The sequence below is a fragment of the Sphingobium chlorophenolicum genome (assembly GCF_000722875.1).
Taxonomy (GTDB): Bacteria; Pseudomonadota; Alphaproteobacteria; order Sphingomonadales; family Sphingomonadaceae; genus Sphingobium; species Sphingobium chlorophenolicum.
In genome coordinates, this window is record NZ_JFHR01000003.1 from 57,005 (window position 1) to 74,784 (window position 17,780).

General features: G+C 65.8%; 20 protein-coding genes. 8 read left to right on the top strand and 12 right to left on the bottom strand.

Annotated elements, in window-relative coordinates; translation table 11 throughout:
- On the bottom strand, positions 1-2,451 hold the full coding sequence (locus BV95_RS02940) for a TonB-dependent receptor domain-containing protein (protein ID WP_037447194.1): 2,451 nt from the start codon (positions 2,449-2,451) through the stop codon (positions 1-3).
- Between the two features lie 181 nt (positions 2,452-2,632).
- Here BV95_RS02940 and BV95_RS24705 point away from each other — a divergent pair, with 181 nt between their 5' ends.
- From BV95_RS24705 to BV95_RS02970, 7 genes are all read left to right on the top strand, one after another.
- Positions 2,633-2,848 (top strand): TonB-dependent receptor domain-containing protein, encoded by a 216-nt coding sequence (locus BV95_RS24705; RefSeq protein ID WP_051749597.1) that lies wholly within the window; start codon positions 2,633-2,635, stop codon positions 2,846-2,848.
- Positions 2,800-4,710, top strand: a complete 1,911-nt coding sequence (locus BV95_RS24710) for a TonB-dependent receptor domain-containing protein (RefSeq protein WP_331711489.1) — start codon at positions 2,800-2,802, stop codon at positions 4,708-4,710. The genes BV95_RS24705 and BV95_RS24710 overlap by 49 nt, the downstream gene beginning before the upstream one ends.
- 191 nt (positions 4,711-4,901) lie before the next feature.
- Positions 4,902-5,171, top strand: coding sequence for an HU family DNA-binding protein (locus BV95_RS02950; RefSeq protein ID WP_037447197.1), 270 nt, complete (start codon positions 4,902-4,904; stop codon positions 5,169-5,171).
- A gap of 6 nt (positions 5,172-5,177) precedes the next feature.
- Positions 5,178-6,041: a S1 family peptidase gene (locus tag BV95_RS02955; protein WP_234703087.1), complete on the top strand. Its 864-nt coding sequence runs from the start codon at positions 5,178-5,180 to the stop codon at positions 6,039-6,041.
- Between the two features lie 72 nt (positions 6,042-6,113).
- Positions 6,114-6,284: a hypothetical protein gene (locus BV95_RS02960; protein ID WP_231902866.1), complete on the top strand. Its 171-nt coding sequence runs from the start codon at positions 6,114-6,116 to the stop codon at positions 6,282-6,284.
- 1 nt (position 6,285) lies between these two features.
- Positions 6,286-6,921 (top strand): hypothetical protein, encoded by a 636-nt coding sequence (locus BV95_RS02965; protein WP_037447200.1) that lies wholly within the window; start codon positions 6,286-6,288, stop codon positions 6,919-6,921.
- A 185-nt stretch (positions 6,922-7,106) separates the two neighbouring features.
- Positions 7,107-8,090, top strand: coding sequence for an HWE histidine kinase domain-containing protein (locus BV95_RS02970; protein ID WP_037447203.1), 984 nt, complete (start codon positions 7,107-7,109; stop codon positions 8,088-8,090).
- Positions 8,091-8,102: 12 nt separating this feature from the next.
- On the opposite strand, the gene BV95_RS02975 is transcribed toward BV95_RS02970, so the two are convergent.
- The 8 genes from BV95_RS02975 to BV95_RS03010 all read right to left on the bottom strand — a co-directional run bounded on the left by BV95_RS02975 (position 8,103) and on the right by BV95_RS03010 (position 13,982).
- Positions 8,103-8,291, bottom strand: coding sequence for a hypothetical protein (locus BV95_RS02975; protein WP_037447206.1), 189 nt, complete (start codon positions 8,289-8,291; stop codon positions 8,103-8,105).
- A 91-nt stretch (positions 8,292-8,382) separates the two neighbouring features.
- Positions 8,383-9,264 (bottom strand): L,D-transpeptidase family protein, encoded by an 882-nt coding sequence (locus tag BV95_RS02980; protein WP_172708439.1) that lies wholly within the window; start codon positions 9,262-9,264, stop codon positions 8,383-8,385.
- Positions 9,265-9,379: 115 nt separating this feature from the next.
- The gene (locus tag BV95_RS02985; RefSeq protein WP_037447209.1) at positions 9,380-9,742 is read right to left on the bottom strand and encodes a response regulator; all 363 of its coding nucleotides are present in this window, start codon (positions 9,740-9,742) and stop codon (positions 9,380-9,382) included.
- Positions 9,743-9,776: 34 nt separating this feature from the next.
- Entirely contained in the window at positions 9,777-10,409 is a 633-nt protein-coding gene (locus tag BV95_RS02990) for a response regulator transcription factor (protein WP_037447212.1), read from the bottom strand.
- Positions 10,406-11,896: a PAS domain-containing sensor histidine kinase gene (locus BV95_RS02995; protein ID WP_234703088.1), complete on the bottom strand. Its 1,491-nt coding sequence runs from the start codon at positions 11,894-11,896 to the stop codon at positions 10,406-10,408. Before BV95_RS02995 ends, BV95_RS02990 begins: the two co-directional genes overlap by 4 nt.
- A complete protein-coding gene (locus BV95_RS03000; RefSeq protein ID WP_336945088.1) occupies positions 11,893-12,306 on the bottom strand; it encodes an ion channel in 414 nt (137 codons plus the stop codon). Before BV95_RS03000 ends, BV95_RS02995 begins: the two co-directional genes overlap by 4 nt.
- Positions 12,307-12,407: 101 nt before the next feature.
- Positions 12,408-13,217 (bottom strand): universal stress protein, encoded by an 810-nt coding sequence (locus BV95_RS03005; protein ID WP_037447218.1) that lies wholly within the window; start codon positions 13,215-13,217, stop codon positions 12,408-12,410.
- Positions 13,218-13,289: 72 nt separating this feature from the next.
- Positions 13,290-13,982, bottom strand: coding sequence for a Crp/Fnr family transcriptional regulator (locus BV95_RS03010; protein ID WP_037447455.1), 693 nt, complete (start codon positions 13,980-13,982; stop codon positions 13,290-13,292).
- Positions 13,983-14,124: 142 nt separating this feature from the next.
- Between BV95_RS03010 and BV95_RS03015 the strand changes: the two genes are divergently transcribed.
- Entirely contained in the window at positions 14,125-14,781 is a 657-nt protein-coding gene (locus BV95_RS03015) for an OmpW/AlkL family protein (protein WP_037447221.1), read from the top strand.
- A 70-nt stretch (positions 14,782-14,851) separates the two neighbouring features.
- Here the strand turns inward: BV95_RS03015 and hemN are convergent, their stop codons facing one another.
- The 3 genes from hemN to BV95_RS03030 all read right to left on the bottom strand — a co-directional run bounded on the left by hemN (position 14,852) and on the right by BV95_RS03030 (position 17,753).
- Entirely contained in the window at positions 14,852-16,243 is a 1,392-nt protein-coding gene (gene hemN / locus BV95_RS03020) for an oxygen-independent coproporphyrinogen III oxidase (protein WP_307724545.1), read from the bottom strand.
- A 282-nt stretch (positions 16,244-16,525) separates the two neighbouring features.
- On the bottom strand, positions 16,526-17,053 hold the full coding sequence (locus tag BV95_RS03025; protein ID WP_037447224.1) for a hypothetical protein: 528 nt from the start codon (positions 17,051-17,053) through the stop codon (positions 16,526-16,528).
- A gap of 22 nt (positions 17,054-17,075) precedes the next feature.
- Complete coding sequence (locus tag BV95_RS03030; RefSeq protein ID WP_051749601.1) at positions 17,076-17,753, bottom strand: NAD(P)H-dependent oxidoreductase; 678 nt, start codon at positions 17,751-17,753, stop codon at positions 17,076-17,078.
- Between the last annotated feature and the right edge of the window lie 27 nt (positions 17,754-17,780).

Consider the following 17,780-nt stretch of genomic DNA (forward strand, 5'->3'; position numbering starts at 1 on the left):
TTAGAACCTGACGGTTGCGGTAATCCCATACGTCCGCGGGTCCGCAGGTTGCCCGGCCACCAACCCGGTGTTGCCCGACTGCAGCGCGAGCAATTCGTAATAGTCATGGTCGAACAGGTTGCGGACCCAGCCGAAGATGTTGAGCCGGTCGTCGGCAGTGCGAAATCCCAGCCGGACGTTTTCGACTGAATAGCCGTCGACGTCGGTGTAACGAGAGCGCGTCGCATTTGACGAGAACTTGCTGCGCGCCGTGCCGTCAAACCCGAAGTAGGCGTTGCCCGCGGTGCTGACCGGCAGCGTGTATTCGAAGGCGTAGCTGGCCGACCATTTCGAGACGCCGGGAAGCCAGCTGCCCGACGCGTCGCAAAAAGGCGGGCTGAACCCGCCCGGCGTGCCCGGCGCGCTCGGCGTGCCGACGATATTGCCGTTCGCATCGACCGGCAGCACGGTGCCGCCCGACAGTTCCGGCGGGCACGGAGCATCTGGAAACCGTATGTAGCGTGCGTCGGTGAACGCGCCGTTGGCGTAGAGCGAGAACCTGTCGCTGGGCCTGAAGCTGAATTCGGCCTCAGCCCCGCGTGTGCGGACCTTGACCGCGTTGGCGAGATAGGCGAGCACGACACCGCCCGACTGGTTGTTCGTCACCGTCGTCTGGTAGTCCTTGATCTCGGTCCAGAACGCCGAAAGGTTGAGCGTCGCGCGACGATCGAAAAATTGCGACTTCAGGCCGATCTCGAAATGATCGATCTTCTCCGGGCGCACGGTGACGGCGTTCAGCACCGGCGCCCCGTTCGACAGGGGAAGGCCGTTCATGTTGATGCCCGCCGATTTGAACCCGTGCGCAAAGGTGGCATAGCTCATAACCTCACGGGCGACGTCGTAAGACACCGTCAGATCATAGGCCAGGTTCCATGAGTCGAACTTCTCGGCGTAGGATTGCGGCGGCAGGGTATTGCGCTGATCGCTGTTGAGCGTGGTGCTGCCGCTGCCCGTCGTCACAGTCGCGGAATAGGCTCCGTCCTTCTTGTCATAATTCAGGCGCACGCCCGGCAGGATGCGCAGCCGGTCGGAGACTTTCCAGGTCAGCTGCCCGAATATCGCCGCGCTGACGCTCTTGTACCGGATGTCGTTTTCCGAACGCAGCCCGTCGAGGATCGCCGGGTTGCAGGCGTTCGCGGCCGGCGGATTGCATCCGCTCGACCCGGCGGGCACGTTGCCGGGATTGAGCAGCCAGCGGCTCGCTGCCGACCCCTGTTCCTGCGCGCCCTCGGTGCGGAAGCGCTGCCAGAAATAAAAGCCGCCAGCGACGAAATCGAAACGCTCGCCATCGTAGGCGTAGCGTACCTCCTGGGTGACCTGGCGGTGACGCGACGGGTTGCCCGAGAAGGTCGTGATCGGCAGCCCGGTGAAGTCGCGGTCGCTGGACGGCAGCCAGTTCCACAGCCGCCAGGCGATGATCGAGGTGAGCGTGCCGGATCCCAGCTTCCAATCGGCGATCAACGATATCCCGGCCGAGTCTTGCCCTGCCTTCAACTCCGCGTCGAGGTCGGTGAGACGGTCGAACGCATTGGTGCTGGGCGGCGCATAGTCGAACGCAGCCGCCAGTGCGGCATACTGCCGGTTAAGCGAGCGCTGCGTCGCGCCGGTTCGCACATAGATCTGTGCGCCCGCTTCGGGCCGCTGTCGGCTGTAATCGCCGACCAGGCGTAGATCGAGATCGTCCGACGCGCGCCACAACAGCTGGCCGCGCAGGCTCAGATTGTCGCGCTCGTTGATCCAGCGCCGCGTCGCGACATTGTAGATGGTCCCGCGGCGCGATGTCGTCGAAAACGCGAAGCGGGCGGCCAGGTTTTCGGTCAACGGCCCGGAAACCGCACCCTTCGCCTGACGAAGTTCGAGATTGCCGAGCGATGCCTCGAGATAGGCTTCGGGCGTGAAGCTGGGCTTGCGAATGCCGACGTTGATCGCGCCGGCGGTCGTGTTCTTGCCGTAGAGCGTACCCTGCGGGCCGCGCAGCACCTCGACGCCCGCCACATCGAACAGGTCGGACACGGCCGTCGCGATTCGGCTGTAATAGACCTGGTCGATATAGATCCCGACGCCCTGTTCGAGGCCGTCGTTGGTCAGCCCGAGCGGCGCGCCCAGTCCGCGAATGTTGATCGCCGCGTTGCGCGAATTGGTGCCGTAATAGGTGAGCGACGGCTGAAGCTGGACGAGCTGCGAGACATTCTGGCTGCCCGATTTCGCGATCACCGAATCGGTCAGGACCGACACCGCGATCGGCACATCCTGCACCGACTCCTCGCGGCGGCGAGCGGTGACGGTAATGTCATTTCCCGTCTGGTCGGCGGGAGTGGGGGCGTCTGCTACCGACGAGGGTGCGGTCTGCGCTGACACGCACACGGGCGATGCGGCCGAAACAAGCAGCAGTACGCGCAGTGCTGTGTTCACCTTCCGCCTCCCATTCCTGCGTTATTGTCTATTGATTCAGTAGGAATTGGCGAGCAACTTAAACTTGGTGCCTGACAACCTCGACTGACGGGCAACGCTTCAACTGACGGATTGAGAGAGGCGGTGTCATTCAGCGTCTGCCGGTCGTCCTCCGCGCATCGTCGAGCGTCACTTATTCGCTATGTCCGCCTGTCTCGCTACCGGCGCGTTCCGCGATGAGCAGGTCAGCCGTGCCGTATTCGGCGAGGCGACGATCCGCGCTACGCCGCGCCTCGCCGTCACGCTGGGCGGCCGTTACCAGTACGACCGCCAGGACCGCGAAGGCGCGCTCGGCCCCTTCGTGGTCGACTGCCGCCGCAGCTTCGACGCTTTCCTCCCGCGCGTAAGCGTCGCTTAGAGGTCGCGCCGGACGTCCGGGTCGGCGTGCTGGCGTCGCGCGGCTACAACCCCGGCGGCACCACCATCTCCTTCGACACCGGCGCGCAGGACGTCTTCGGGGCGGAGCGGCTGTGGAACTACGAGCTGTTCCTGCGCGGGCGCACCCCGGACGGCCGGCTCTCCTTCAACGCCAACGCCTTTTTCGCCGACTATGAGGACGCGCAGCGCCCGACCACCACGCTCGGCCCCTCCGGGCTCCTCCAGACCGTGTTCGACGATGCGGAGGACGCCCGCGCCTACGGGCTGGAGCTTGAACTCGCCTTCCGGCCTTCGCCCCGCCTGTCGCTCCGCGGGGGCCTGGGCCTGCTAGAGACCGATCTCCGCCGCTTCTCCGTGTCGGCGGCAGGCGTTGAGGGTAACGATTTCCAGCGGTCGCCCGGCCTGACCGGCTTCCTCACCGCGAGCTGGACGCCCGTCGACCGCTTCACCCTTGACGCGCAAGGACGCTATGGCGGCGGCTACTACGGCGACGACGCCAACACCCGCGCCTTCCGCTCGGGCGACCTCGCCACGGTCGACGCAGGCGAGCTATCAGCTCGGCCCCGTCCGGCTTTTCGGCTTCGTCCGCAACCTCTTCGACGGGTTCCAGGTCACGCAGGTCTACTTTCCCGGTTTCGGCACGGTGAACGAGCCGCGACGCTACGGCGCTGGCGTCGAGGCGCGCTTCTGATGCCCGCGCGGCGGCTTCTCGCCCGGCTCCACGCCTGGATCGGGGCCGTCGCCGCGCCGGTCCTCCTCCTCGTCTGCCTGTCGGGCGCGGCGCTCGCCTTTGACGCGGAGCTGTTCCGGGCGCAGCATCCGTTCGTTCGGAGCGTCGACGGGGCCGCCGCCCGGGTCGCGGCGCCGCGCGTCGACGCTTGGCTCGCCGCCGCGAAGAGGGGTTATGGCCGCTCCTTCCAGCCGCTGGGCCTGTTCCTGCCCGACAGCCGCGTGGAGGTCGACACCGCCATGTTCTACGGCCTCCGCTCCGGCGCGGGCGGGCTTGAGGATACCGTGATCCTCGTCGTCGATCCCGCCACGGGCGCGTACCGCGGCGACTTCCTCTTGGACAGCGCCTGGGGCCACCAGCTCATCCACTTCCACCATCAGCTCTTTGCGGGCGAGGTCGGCGCGGCGATCGTCGCTCTGCTCGGCTTGCTGCTCGCCGCCTTTGCCGCGACCGGCCTTTACCTCTGGTGGCCGCGCCGAGGCTCCGCATGGCGCAAGGCGCGCCCGCCGCATTTGTCGGGCCGGCCGCTCGGTCGCTGGTACCGCATCCATGGCTGGATCGGCTTCTGGAGCGCGCTCCCCATCCTGTTCTTCGGCCTGACCGGCACGGCGGCGTCGCACTCCGGCTGGTTCGGCGGCCTGCTCGCGGGCCTGCCCTATGACGTTCCCGCCGCGCTCGCCCCCGCCTTCGCGAGCACCTGCGCCGGCCGCGTCACGACCGACGAGGCCGTCGCCGCCGCGAGCGCCGCATTACCCGGCCAGCGGCTCGCGACGGTCGGACTTCCGGACGGAACCGACCCCTATCGCCTTACCTTCAAGACCGCATCCCCGTTCGACCATGTCGAGGGCGACACGCTCGCCTTCGTCCACGCGACCTGTCCGGGCGTCGTCCGACCCATAGATGCCCGCCAGCACGGTCCGCGCGCGGCCATCGGCCAGGCGATGCTCTCGCTCCACGCCGGCCGTAGTCTCGGCCGGGCGGGCGACCCGCTCGTAGTCTTCGCTGGCCTCGCCGCCGCGGTCCTCGCCGGCTCCGGCCTCTACATTTGGGTCGCCCGCCATCTCACCTGCCGGCGAACAAGGCATTCGGGCAGGACGATGGCCTTTGAGTAGCCCCCTGGCATTCTAGGCGGTCGGAAGTGGCGAACGCTGCGAGGGTTCGGCGAGGTCGTATTAACGCAAAGAGCTCTGCGCGCCGATCAGCGGGTAAGCCGGCCAAAGCGGGTCGTCCGCCGCGACTGCGTTCTTGCTCGCTCGCCGCTGTGCGCTACAGAGTCGGTATTTCGGGCAGGGGGAGGGTGCGCATGAATGCTAAGGATCTGGCCAAGTCGGTCGCGCAGAGCCAGGGCTTGACGGAGGCGGCGGCGAAGAAGGTGGTAGACGCCGTCGTCGAGGCCGTGGCCGAGGCGGCCGCCGCCGGCGACGAGATCAACCTGCCGGGCTTCGGCAAGTTCAAGGTGAAGGATATGCCCGAGCGCGGTGGACGCAACCCGGCCACCGGTGAGGCGATCACGATCGCCGCATCGAAGAAGCTGATGTTCACGCCGGCCAAGGCGCTCAAGGACCGGCTGTAGCCGCAGGTGTCCGGCGGACGGCGCCGCGGGCAGGGTGGTTCCGGCGACCTGAAGGAGAAGCTCGCGCGCGTGCCTTGGGCCTCACGGGGCCGTGTGACGCCGATCTCCCGGCTGGCGCAGTCCATCGTGCCTGTCGGCAACAAGGAAGGCGTGCCGCAGGGCGATCTGTCGTTGCACATCCCGATTCAGGATCCCGCTCACGAGGACTGGGTGCTGGACATCCAGGGGACCGCCTTCCAGGCCGGCCGCGGCAAGCTCCTCACCTGCTGGCACGTCGTCGAGCAGCTCCGCTTTCGAGAGCGCGAGGCGTATATCTGGGCCAACAGCCGGCTGGGCGGGGTAGAGGCGCAGCGTCCGTACCCGTTCGCGGCGGCTCTCAAATACTATGACCCGCGCTTCGAGAATGGTGGCCCCGGCGTGGACGCCGGCGTGCTCATCTGCCCGGCCGTGAGCACCCCCGAATGTCCTTACGACGTGCCCCCTGTGACGTGGGGAGACTCGACAGGGGTAGGGGTGGGCGACCGCGTGCTGATCGGCGGCTTCCCGCTCGGGCGCGACCTGTTCTTCTCAAATCCGACGAACCGGGGCCTCGTGCAGCCCTCATTCTTCGACGGCATCATCAGTGCGGTAGTCCCGGCTCTGCAGCTCGGCGAGACCAGGCTGTTCCAGATCAGCTCGGTCGCGCTCGGCGGGATCAGCGGCGGTGTGGTCTGCGATCCTCGAACCGGCGCGGTGCTCGGCATGGTGACGAGCGGCCTGACGATCGGCGAGGTTGACCTGCCGATCACCTATGCCCTCCCGAGCGAAGTCCTTCAGCCGTTCGTCGACGCGATCAGCTTCGACGTCGGCGACGGCGAGCGCTGGCGATAGTAGGCTGCCGATCTTCGATGTTCCGTCGGGCCGCACCTTGCATTTCCGTCCCCGGAGGCTCACATCACATCCATGGCGACGCACCCTGACTCCGTCACGTCGAAGAACCGGAAACCGGCTGTTCTCGGTCGCAGCGCCGCGACCGGCCGCTTCGTCATGGCCCCGGTCGCGACCAAGAAGGGCACCGTGTCGGACAAGCAGATCACCGCCGCGGTGAAAAGCGTGCTCGCCAAGAAGAAGTAGATTGGCGGCGCCTGCGACGTCGGCCGACGACGTCTTCATCAACTGCCCCTTCGACGACGCGTTCGCGCCCACGTTCCGCGCGCTCATTTTCGCGATCATCGTCTGCGGCTTCCGGCCGCGCTCCGCGCGCGAGCTGGACGATGGCGGGCAGACCCGGATCGACAAGATCCTGAGCCTCATCGAGGAATGCCGCTACGGCGTGCACGATCTATCGCGCACCGAGCTCGACGCCGTCCACAACCTGCCGCGCTTCAACATGCCGCTCGAGTTGGGCCTGTTCCTGGGCGCGAAGCGCTACGGCGGCAAGCACCAGAAAGCCAAGCGCGTGCTGATCCTCGACGTGGAGCAGTACCGCTATCAGCGGTTCATCTCCGATCTCGCCGGCATGGACATTCACGAGCACGGCGGCGCTCCGATGCGAGCGCTGCAGGAAACGCGCGACTGGCTCGCCAACGTGTCGCGCCGCGAGCTGCCGAGCGCCGACCGGGTGCGGCGCGTATACGAGGCGTTCAGAGCCGATTTGCCGGACCTTGCGGCGGCGCTCGAGTTCGATCCCGACCGCATCCCATATGTCGACTTCGAGCGGCTTTTGGCGAGGTGGCTGTTGGAAGCGCCGGCCGCGGTCGGCGGCGCATAGGATCATCTAGCTCGTTACGCTATCAGAACGATAATATATCTTATGTAAAATGAGGTTTTCTCTGAGCGCGCCAATGAGTGAACAGATCGCGACGCCGTTCCCATCAGATTGCACGCTACATGCTTGTGCGGTAGCACCAATTTGAGCGAACAGCGCACTGCTGGCGTGGTCCTGGGCTAAGCCGCATGAACAATCGAGAGACGGAACTCACGTCAATTGCACTGGCGCGTCAAGCGCTGAATGTTTTGGACGATAACGGAAACGGATCAAGCCTGTTTGCCTGCAAGCTGGCGGAAGCGCTGGACCATGCCGAAGCCGATCGTGTCGGCGATCAAGTGCTAACACAGGACGTGAGCGCCGGTGCCAGCGGCTCAGCTCTTTTTAGGGTTGATGCTCATTCTCGTGAGTTGGTCGCTTCGGACGGGTCCCGTCTCGTGATCAACCCTGAAGCTATCGTGCAGGTTCGGGGGGTCGAGGCCACGACCACTGTGTCGCTGGTTGACGGCTCCGAGGTACGGATCAGCGGTGATCTTGCGCAAGTGGCGCCGGCTTTGGGCTTGCCATCTGTCGCCCTATCCCAATCCGTTGATTACGTCTCCGCGAGTACCGCACGTCACCAGTTGCGCAACCTCCTTGCGATCGTCTCCGCGATAACAAATCAAGTTCTCGACGAGGATCGACCCTTGATCGACAAGGCTCGGGATCTCGCCGCGCGGACTGCGATGCTGAGCAGCATCGGCGATCTTCTCCTGCAGCCGCAATCGCATTCTACGGATCTGCAGGTCCTTGTGTCTCGCCTCATGAACGTTGTCGGTGACAAGCGCTGCAAGGTAACTGGTCCATCAGTGCTGGTCGGTCCTGGCGCCGCGGTGACGCTTGGCCTGGCGCTTCACGAGCTGCACGTTCACTCATTCAGGACCGGGGCCTTGAGCAGCAGGAATGGCTACGTCGAGATCAGCTGGAGCGCCAACGATGTCGAGGCGTCTTACTTATGGCTGCAATGGGCCGATCGCGACGGACCGCAGATGAGGGCACCACTTTCAGCTTGGAGCGACCGCTTGCTAAGCGTGGCAACGCCGCGTCGTCTCGGTGGGCAATGCGGGATACAGGAGCTACCGTCCGGCCTCGTCTGGTCCCTCCATGCGCCACTAGAGCGCCTCGCCACCTGAAAGTCTGATTTGTTAGTGGCGTTCCTTCGATGCCTGGCTCGTCTGCTCCAGGAGCGCCTCAACTGCCGCGCTGCTGATCCGCTCCGCTGTCTTGAGCGCTGCGGCAGGCTTGAGGCTCACATTGACTGCGTCCGGACCGCTCACGTCGACGACGCCGTTGTTCGCGGTTGCTGCCGAGGCCTCATCATGGACCTCTTTCATCTCAATTCTCCTTTCCGCAACGATCAACGCTGGCAGGAGCACTCAGGTCCAAGAGCGGCCACGATCGGTCACGTTTGCCTGATTGCGGGGTCTACTCGTTCCCCGTCATCAAGGTTGACGTAAGGGATAGCTCTGGCCGAAGGCGATCTGGAGTAACCACCACAGTGGTCCCCGGACCCGCTGCATCCAGCACGCGGGCGCTAAAGTCGGGATCGACCCCGATCACGTCCGGCCCGAGATCGGGTACGACGGCCCTCCCCGAGCCTGGCAGGTCGAGGCGCAGCCAACGGCCGTCGACCTGCCGCTGGTAAGCGACCGGGCCCGTGACGTTGCCCGTCAACGTCACGGGCGCCGCCCCAATCTCCTTTCCGTCGCGAATGACCCGCACCTCACGATCAGTCGTGCTCACTACGACCGAAAGGGCAGCGGCACCTCTCTTCTCCGCCTTCCAGAGGGTAGGCTCGATCCGATCAGGCAGGAGCGGCGCCGCTTCCGTAGCCGCCATCACCGGCATCGTATCAAGCCGCGTGACGACCACCATCATGCCCAGTCGGCTTTCGGCGAAGAGCAAGCGCGCGAACGCCTCCGGCAGGCGGATGCAGCCGTGGGAGGCCGGATAGCCAGGAAGAGCGCCGCCGTGCAGCGCGATGCCGTCCCAGGTCAGGCGTTGCATGAACGGCATGGGCGCGTTGTTGTACAAGTTGGAGCGGTGGTCCGCTTCCTTCTGCAGGATTGTATAGACGCCCGGCGGTGTCTCGTGCCCGGGCCGACCGGACGACACCGTGGTGATGCCGATCGGTATGCCGTTGCGGTACACCGTCGCTCGCTGCGTCCTGAGGTTCACGACCATGATCATGGGACCGCTGGGTGCAACCTGCGGGGCCCAGAGATACTGGCCCGGTCGAAGCCGCGCCGCAGCTTGCGCCACGGTGCCGGCGGTCAGCGCAGGCGCTTCCGGCACGGACGCGAGCATAAGAAGGAAGGCAATAGACAACATGGAATGGACCATCGACCGAAGCCGGGTCGTGGCCTATCCGTATCTTCCCTCAGTCTACCGCGAAATCACCCCGTGCCGCGTGGGCGATCGCTCAGCGTGAGAGCGCGCCGAGCAGTTCGTGTCGGCGGAGCGGCTTTTCGAGAACAGCATTGAAACCGCTCGCGAGCGCCGCATCCTTCAGCCCGGCGCTGGGGTGTCCGGTGACCAGAACGGCTCGTCCGCACCAGCCACGTCGCTGCAGCGCCCGGAGAACGCCGATCCCATCCCCATCAGGCAGCTGGTAGTCCGCCACCAGCAGGCCTACGGAGGCGAGGTCGTCGCCCGCAACGCTCGCCTGCGCCGTGCCGTAGGCGCGCACGTCATACCCGCGCCAGTGCAGCAGCAGCTGTAACGATCGGCGGACGGCCTGGTCGTCCTCAACGATGACGGCGAGCGCTCGGGGGTTCTGTTCCATCGAGCCACCCTGCCCTCGTTATGGCGACAACGCTCTACGTAGATGTACGAGCTTCCCCTCCGAGGCCGGCCGCGAAGGCAAGCCGAAGCGCCTCGGACAAGCTGTGAACACCGAGCTTGGTCATGAGATTGGCCCGGTGCACCTCGACCGTCCTGGGCGAAATGCCGAGATCGAAGGCGATAGTTTTATTCGGCAGACCATCGGCAAGCCCGCGCAGAACGTCCTGCTCGCGGGGCGTCAGCGCGGCGATGCGCGTGGCAGCCTCCTGCGCCGAGGCAGCGGCCGCATCATGCCGGTCGAAGATCGCGAAACCGGCGGCGAGTGCGCGCAGCAGCGACGCCTTGTCGAACGGCTTTTCCAGAAAGTCGACAGCGCCCGCCTTCATCGCCTGAACGGCGATAGGCACGTCGCCATGTCCGGTCAGGATCACCACCGGCCAGCCGACGCCGCGCTGCGCCATCTGCTGCTGGACCTCAAGCCCGTCGATCTCGGGCATGCGGACGTCGAGCAGCACGCACCCAGGCTCCGCCGCTTTGACCTCCTTGAGGAAGGCTACGCCCGAGGCATGGCTCTGCACGTCGAAGCCCGAGGTGCGGAGCAGAAAGCCGACCGAGCGGCGGACGGCATCCTCATCATCGACAACATGGACGAGCCGGCGCTCGCTCATACCTCGTCCCCTTCCGACGCAGCCGGTAGCGTAAAGTAGAAGGCCGCGCCCTTGTCCGTGCCGGGCTCCGCCCAGATGCGTCCGCCATGCGCCTCCACGATGGTCCGGCAGATGGACAGGCCCAGGCCCATGCCGTCCTGCTTGCTCGACGTGAAGGCCTGAAAGAGCCGTGGTGCGATTGCTGGATCCAACCCCGGGCCTGTGTCCGTGATCCCGATACGCACATGAGCGCCGTCGCGGATCGTGGACGTCGTGATGTCGCTGACCTCGCCGTTGCCCAGCGCCTCCACCGCATTGCGGAGCAGATTGACGAGCACCTGCTGGATCTGGACGCGGTCTGCGAGCACATGACTGGCCGCCGGGTCGAGCGACACGAAACTGCGCACGCCGCGCTCGCGCGCGCCGGTAAGCCCGAGCCGGATCGCATCCTCAATGAGGGACGGTACAGGCTCGATGCGACGCTCGGTCTCGCCGCGGGCTACGAACTCGCGCAGCCGCCGCACGATGCGGCCGGCGCGGAGCGCCTCGTTGGCGGACTCGCCGACCGCCTCGGCCAGAAGCTCTCTGGGCGCATCCTCCGCGTCCAGCAGGTCACGCGCCGCCTCCAGGTAATTGGCGATCGCGGTCAGCGGCTGGTTCAGCTCGTGCGCGAGTGTCGAGGCCATGGTCCCCATCGCGCTCAACCGTGAAACATGGATCAGCTCGCCCTGCAACTCCTTCAACCGCAACTCGGCGCGTTGCTGGTCCGACAGGTCGCGGATGAAGCCGGTGAAGATCCTGCCGTTGGCGCCGTGAGCCTCCCCGACCGACAGCTCCATCGGGAACTCGGTGCCGTCCTTGCGCTGCCCGACGACGATGCGGCCGATGCCGATGATCCGTCGCTCGCCGGTCTCGAGATAATGACCGATGTAGCGATCGTGCCGCGCCCGGTGGTCGCCGGGCATCAGCAGGCTGACGTTGCGGCCGAGGACCTCTGTTTCCCCGTAGCCGAACAGGCGCTCGGCCGCGGCGCTGAACGACTGGATCAGCCCCCGCTCGTCGATCACGACCATGGCGTCCGGCACAGTCGCGAGCACCGAGCGCATATGCGCCTCGCTCTCGGCCAGCATGTGCTCGGCCGCGCGCCGCCCCGTGACGTCGGCGATCATCAGTCCGTAGCCGCGGAGCTTCTGGCCGTCGAACACGGGCGCGACCGTGATATCGGCGAGGAACTCCGAACCGTCCGCACGCTTGCACCAGTCTTCCAGCCGAACAGTGATGCTTGCGCCGGCTTGTGGCCATCGACCGCTCGCCGCTGGCCAGAAGGCGTCGATACTGCGCCCGACCGCTTCGCTCCTCGGCGTGCCGAGCAGCCGCTCCGCTCCCTCGCCCCAATAGGTCAGCGTTCCGTCGGGCGCCGCCAGCAACAGGGCGCGGTCGGTCACGCTCGCAACGAACAGCGCCAGGTCCTCCGCGGTCGCGGCGGGGGTGGTCTCGGCGTTGATCACTGCGTGTTCTCGATCTCGGATTCCAGCCAGCGGATGCGGCCCACGATGGCGACGAAGAAGGCGGTTGACCAGCCCAGCAGGATGATGCCGTTCGCACTTTCGATGGCGCCGAGCACCCGCCATCCCGGCGCAAGGACCACATCGCCATAGCCGACCGTCGTGTAGGACGCGGTCGAGAAGTAGAGGGCCGCTTCAAGAGAGGGCAACGCTCCGACGAACAGATAGAAGCCGGCATAGAGCCAAATCTCTATGCCATGCAGGACAAAGAGGCCGGTCGCCGCGCCCACGATAGCCAGGCCTTCCCATATCAGCCTCGCATCGGCCGGCCGCCGGCGCCGATGCAGGCGCAGCAGCAGCATCAGCGCGGCGATACCCATCAGGTGAACCGCGCACGTGATGGCGACCAGCATGGTGGCCGCGGCAAGTTCAACGAGGAGCTGCATCGGTGACGGTTGTCACGGGCGACAGCGAGATACTGCCGCCCGCGACGTTCTCGTCCTTCCCTGATCCTTTAGCGGTGGTGGACGAGCAGCAGGGGTACCCGGCACCGCTTCAGCATGCCCTGCGTCGCGCCACCGAAGATCGTCTCCATCGTGCGAGCGTGGCCATAAGCGCCCATGACGACCAGGTCATAGTGACCCATTTCGGCTTCGCACCGGAGCGCGACGTCCACCCGGTCGATGCCGATCGGCTCCCTCTTGATCACGGGTTCGATCCCATGCCGCGAGAGGTAGCGGGCCGCATCCTCGATCGGCGTGTCCATCGACTTGTCGTCGGCATAGTAGAGCGTGACGCAGCGGGCGAGCGACAGGAGCGGCATGGCCGCAGTCAGCGCCGCCTCCGCGTCCGGCGAGCCGTCCCAAGCGACGATCGCGCGACCCCGCACATCGAGCTTGCGAGAAGCCGGAGGTACGGCGAGCACGGGTTTGCCGGTGTGCACCAGCAGATCGCCGATCACGTCCCGCATGCGCGGGAGAAGCTTGCCGTCCTCGTCCGTGCTGAGCACGATCAGGTCCGTCATTCGCGCCCGAGCTTCGATCGTCTGCGACAGAAAGCCGGTCGTCTCTGTCCAGTCGAACGGGACGTCCTCGCGCTCGAGCCGCGCCCGCATCCGGACACCGTGAAGGGTCTCGCTCTCCTGCTCCTCGGCGAGCAGAAGGCCGCCGACGCCCATCGCCACATAGTCGCCCATCACCTCGGGGATGATCGTCAGGTCGAGACAGGTGAGATGCCCGCCCACCGCGCGCGCAACGTCGAGAGCCGACTGGTACCGGGCCTCCTGTCCTTCATCGCCGTGGATCAGCAGCAGGATGTTCTTCATGGGTTCCCTCCTCTAGCCTGGATCGATGCTAGGAGGGCGACCGCGGCGCCAATATCCGCAATGTTCCGGATGTCAGGCCGCGCGCTGGCGAAGGCACGCCTCGTCCTCGACGCGGAAATGCTTCACCGACAAGGTGATCAGGCCTCTGGCCTTGAGCTTGCTCAGCTCGCGGCTGACTGTCTCGAGCGAGAGCCCCAGAAGGTCGCCCATCTGCTGTCGGGTGAGGGGAAACGCGACGTTGTCCTCTGGCGATCGTTCCGCAAACTCGACTAGCAGGCTGGCAACCCGCTCACCGGCCGACTTGCGGCCGAGCAACAGCATCCATCGACGCGCCCTGTCGAGCTCGTCCAGGGCGCGCAGCAGCAGTGCATGCTCGACCTCCGGGTGGGTTGCGGCGAACTGCTCGAAGGCCGGTCGCCCCAAAACGCAAAGCCGGGTCTGTCCGAGCGCTGTGACGGAATAGCTGCTCCGTGTACCGAACGGCCTGCCGACCACGTCCCCCATGCCGGCAAGTCCCAGAATCTGCTCGCGTCCATCGGCGAGCGACGCGGTCAGCTTAAGGACTCCGGACACGACGAAGCCGACGAGCAGCGTGTCGTCATCCTCCCAGACCAGCGTCTCGCCGCGCGCGAGCGTGATCGGGCGGGCGAGCCGGTCGAACTCGCGTGCCGCCTCCGGCGAGAAGTTGCTGCAGAGCGAACGGCTGCGGGCAGCGCAGCCCATGCAACGCGATGAGAGTGTCGACTGAGCGGCGGCCAATTGCATCATACTTCCCTTCCCCACCGCCGATAAGGAGCTGCCGCGCCCTCGGGCATAAGGGATTGTACGAAGGTCCCGGGTTGTCGCAGGTCAAATCGAGACCGGGAGATCAGGGACTAGCCGCGGAGCTCACTTCGAGGAGTCTCCCATGCGCGCCTACCTGACCGCCGCCCTGTTCACCGCGGCATTGCTCACTCCCGGCATGGCCGCGGCGCAGACCGCCGCCGGCGACTGGCTGGTGCGCGTCCGCGGCATCGTGGTGTCGCCGACGGAGAGTTCCGGTGAGGTTTCCGGCCTTCCGGGCAGCCGGGTGGGCGTGACCGACAGCGTGATGCCCGAGGTTGATTTCACCTACATGGCGACCGACCACATCGGCGCGGAGCTGATCGTCGCCACGACGAAGCACAAGGCGACGGGGCGAGGCTCAATCGCCGCCATCGATACGGTTGCGAGTACGTGGGTGCTGCCGCCGACGCTGACCCTGCAATACCATCTCGCGCCCACCGGCAAGATCCGGCCCTATGTGGGCGCCGGCGTCAATTACACGGTCTTCTATGCCGAGAATGCCAGCGACGCACTGGAAGGCGCGCTCGGGTCGACGAAGGTGCGCATGAGCGACAGCGCCGGTTACGCACTGCAGGCGGGCGTCGATGTCGACATCGGGCCTCGCACCTTCCTGAACGTCGACGTCAAGTACATCGACATTGACACCACGGCCCGGCTGACCACCGCCGCGGGGACGAACCGTGTGCGTGTCAGCATCGATCCGCTGGTAATCGGCGTCGGCGTCGGCATGCGCTTCTAACGCCCTTTCTCCGGCCGAACTCAGCAGCCACGCCGGTTCCCCGACGTGGCCGCTTTTTTGCGCCCGAAGATCAGACTGCGCGGCTGAACCGCTGGACGTTGAGCGCCGAGTGCTCGTCGAACGCGCTAGCGACCAGGCGGGCGTAGGGCTTCCCCTCCGGGGTCAGCGCGAGCGTCGCGCCCGAGATCGTCACCAGGCCGCGCAGCACAAGATCTTCCAGCCGATCATGAGCCCTTCGGTCGAGCAGTCCACGAATGCCGAACGTCCGGTGCGCGATGTCCAGGTCCACCTGCCCGTCGCAGAGCAGCCGCTCGATCACCCAGCCGCGCGCACGATCAGTCGGCTGTAGCGTGACGCCTTTGACCCCGGCCAGCCCACCGGAGTTCACCATTTCGACATACCGACCGAGGTGCTTCCCGTTCTGTACGATGACGTTGCCCACCTGACTGATTGCGGAAGCACCGAGGCCGATCAGGGCATCGGCGTCGTCATCCGTGAAACCCTGAAAGTTGCGCCGGAGGCGACCGGCCGCCGCGGCTTCGGCGAGCGGGTCGTCGGGCCTGGCGTAGTGGTCGAAGCCGATTGTGGCAAAACCCTGCTCCTCGAGCATCTCATGAGCCAGCAGCGACTGCGTGAAGCGAGCATGCGCGTTCGGCAGCAGCGTGTCGTCGATCATGCGCTGGCGCGGCAGCATCCGGGGCATGTGCGCGTAGCCGAACATCGCCACACGGGAGGGTGCAAGCAACCGCGTCCGCGCAAGCGTGCATGCGATGTCATCCAGCGTCTGGCCGGGCAGTCCGTACATGAGGTCGAGATTGATGGCGGCAACACCGGCCGCGCGCAGCTCGGCCGCGCGGAGCGCCACCTCCCGGAACGGCTGTACTCGGTTGATCTGCTGCTGGATCCGCAGGGAAAAGGTTTGGGCGCCGAGGCTGGCCCGCGTGATACCGCAGCCGGCCAGCGTGCGGGCATAATCGGCGTCGAGACTACGCGGATCGAGTTCCGCAGCCCATTCGGCGGCAGGGTCGACCCGGAACGATCGCTGAAGCGCCGCGCAGATCCTACTGAACTCGGCTGCCGGCAGGGCATTGGGGCTGCCGCCGCCGAAGTGGACATGGGTGACGCAGCCGCGGACGAGCTGCGCTACCGTTTCAATCTCACTTAGCAGCGCCTCGACGTACCGGGTGACCCGGCTCGCGCGGCCGACGGCACCGGTGTTGCACCCGCAGTACCAGCAGATCGTCTCGCAAAAGGGAACGTGCAGGTAGAGCGAGAGCTTTGCGTCATCGGCCAGCGCTCCCAGCGCTTGCCGTTGTTCGGAAGCTCCCACCTTCCCGCTGAACGAAACTGCGGTTGGATAGCTGGTGTAGCGTGGCACACTCAGCGCGGCGAGGTCAGCATGGTAAGCGGTCATGAGCGTGCGATGACCGGCGACATTTGCCTGCGCCTTGACGATCGTCAAATGTCAGAGCCGCTACGTATAATGCCGGATCAACGCCCTTGCGGTTGGTCAACGGCAGCAGCCGAGTAGCGCGGCACCCCGTAGGCCTCGAGCAAAAGGAGGCGACGATGATCCATCTTCCGAACGACTGGTTTCTGTATCTCGCGGCAGGCGCCATGGGCCTTTTTATGCTGACCATGATGTTCGTGACCGTCAGCGAACGCCGGCATCCCTGATTGGGGCCTGGCCCACAAATGGTGATTGGCCGCGAGCCCTCCATCGGCCGGCGCTCGCGGCAGCAACCTAGTGGGACGCTCCGTCGAGCGCCTGTTCCAGCGTCATTCTTGCGCCCGGCGTGTATCGGCGAGCGCCCAGATACAGGAACGCCAGCTCTTCATAGTCCAGCAAGCGCCGGCAACCATCGAACAGGCAGCGAAGCATGTAGCTGAGCATGTCCGTTCGCGAGTCGTCGACACCCTTCTCTCGGAGCATCTCGCCGACATCCTCCGCGTGCATGCCGATCGCGACCTGCTCAAGAAGGATGCGTCGCAACATACCCGCCCCGACGCGGAGCTGTTCGCCCGCGAACACGCGGTCGAGAAACCTGCTGGTGATCTCGACATGCTTTCTGAAGCGGCTTTGGATCAGGTCGGCGATCGCACTACGCTCGTCATGGTCCGGTGCCTCCAGGAGGCGATCGGCGAGCGCTTCCACCCGGTCGCACATTTCTCTGATGTCGGCATGATCCGACAAAAGAGCTCCAACATCGACCTCGTCGATGACCTTGGACCTGCGCACGAAGGGCAGCACCTGCGAGAAAGGCTGTTCCACGGCAAAGCCTCCAGCTTTCTGGTCACTGCGTCCGGCTGCTATCCTCTTGCGAACGCCGCTGCAGCGCCGCCTGAGCCTGCGCGCGGTACCGACCGTCAGCGAGCATCGCGCACGCCTTGTCCGCGGCCTGGCGCACCCGCTCCAACTGCTCCCCGGCGTAAGAGGCATCCATGTCAGGCACGACGGAGTCGATTCGAATGTGCTCGGCCTGTCCCATACCCAGTCCACGCCAGAGATAGACGTCAAACACCTCTTTCAACGACAGTACCTGCCCCTGCTCGTTGAGCCAGGGGAGCGAGGCGCCTGACGTGCTGAACGACAGAAGTGGCTTTCCTGCGACCACCGACTGCCCGGAAGCAGCCTGCAGATCGCGGAAGGTGTAGCCCGCCCCCAGTACACGCTCGACATAGCCCTTCAGCATGGCCGGCGGCAGGCCGAACCAGATCGGGTAGACGAAGACGACAATGTCGCAGCGCTCCAGATGGGCTAGTTCGGCTGCGACGTCCGCTGCAGGCGACCAGCCGGGTTCAGTCGGACGCTCGCTGGTGCGCAGCACCGGGTCGAACCCCAATGCATAGAGATCGCGGACCTCGACGCTATGGTGGTTGGCTGCAACCGCCTCCCGATAGGCATCGACGATGGCGTGGTCGAACCCTTCAGGCGTCGGGTTGGCGAGCACAACGAGGTGACGGAACATCATGGCTTCACTCCAGTAGCGGTGGCCGGC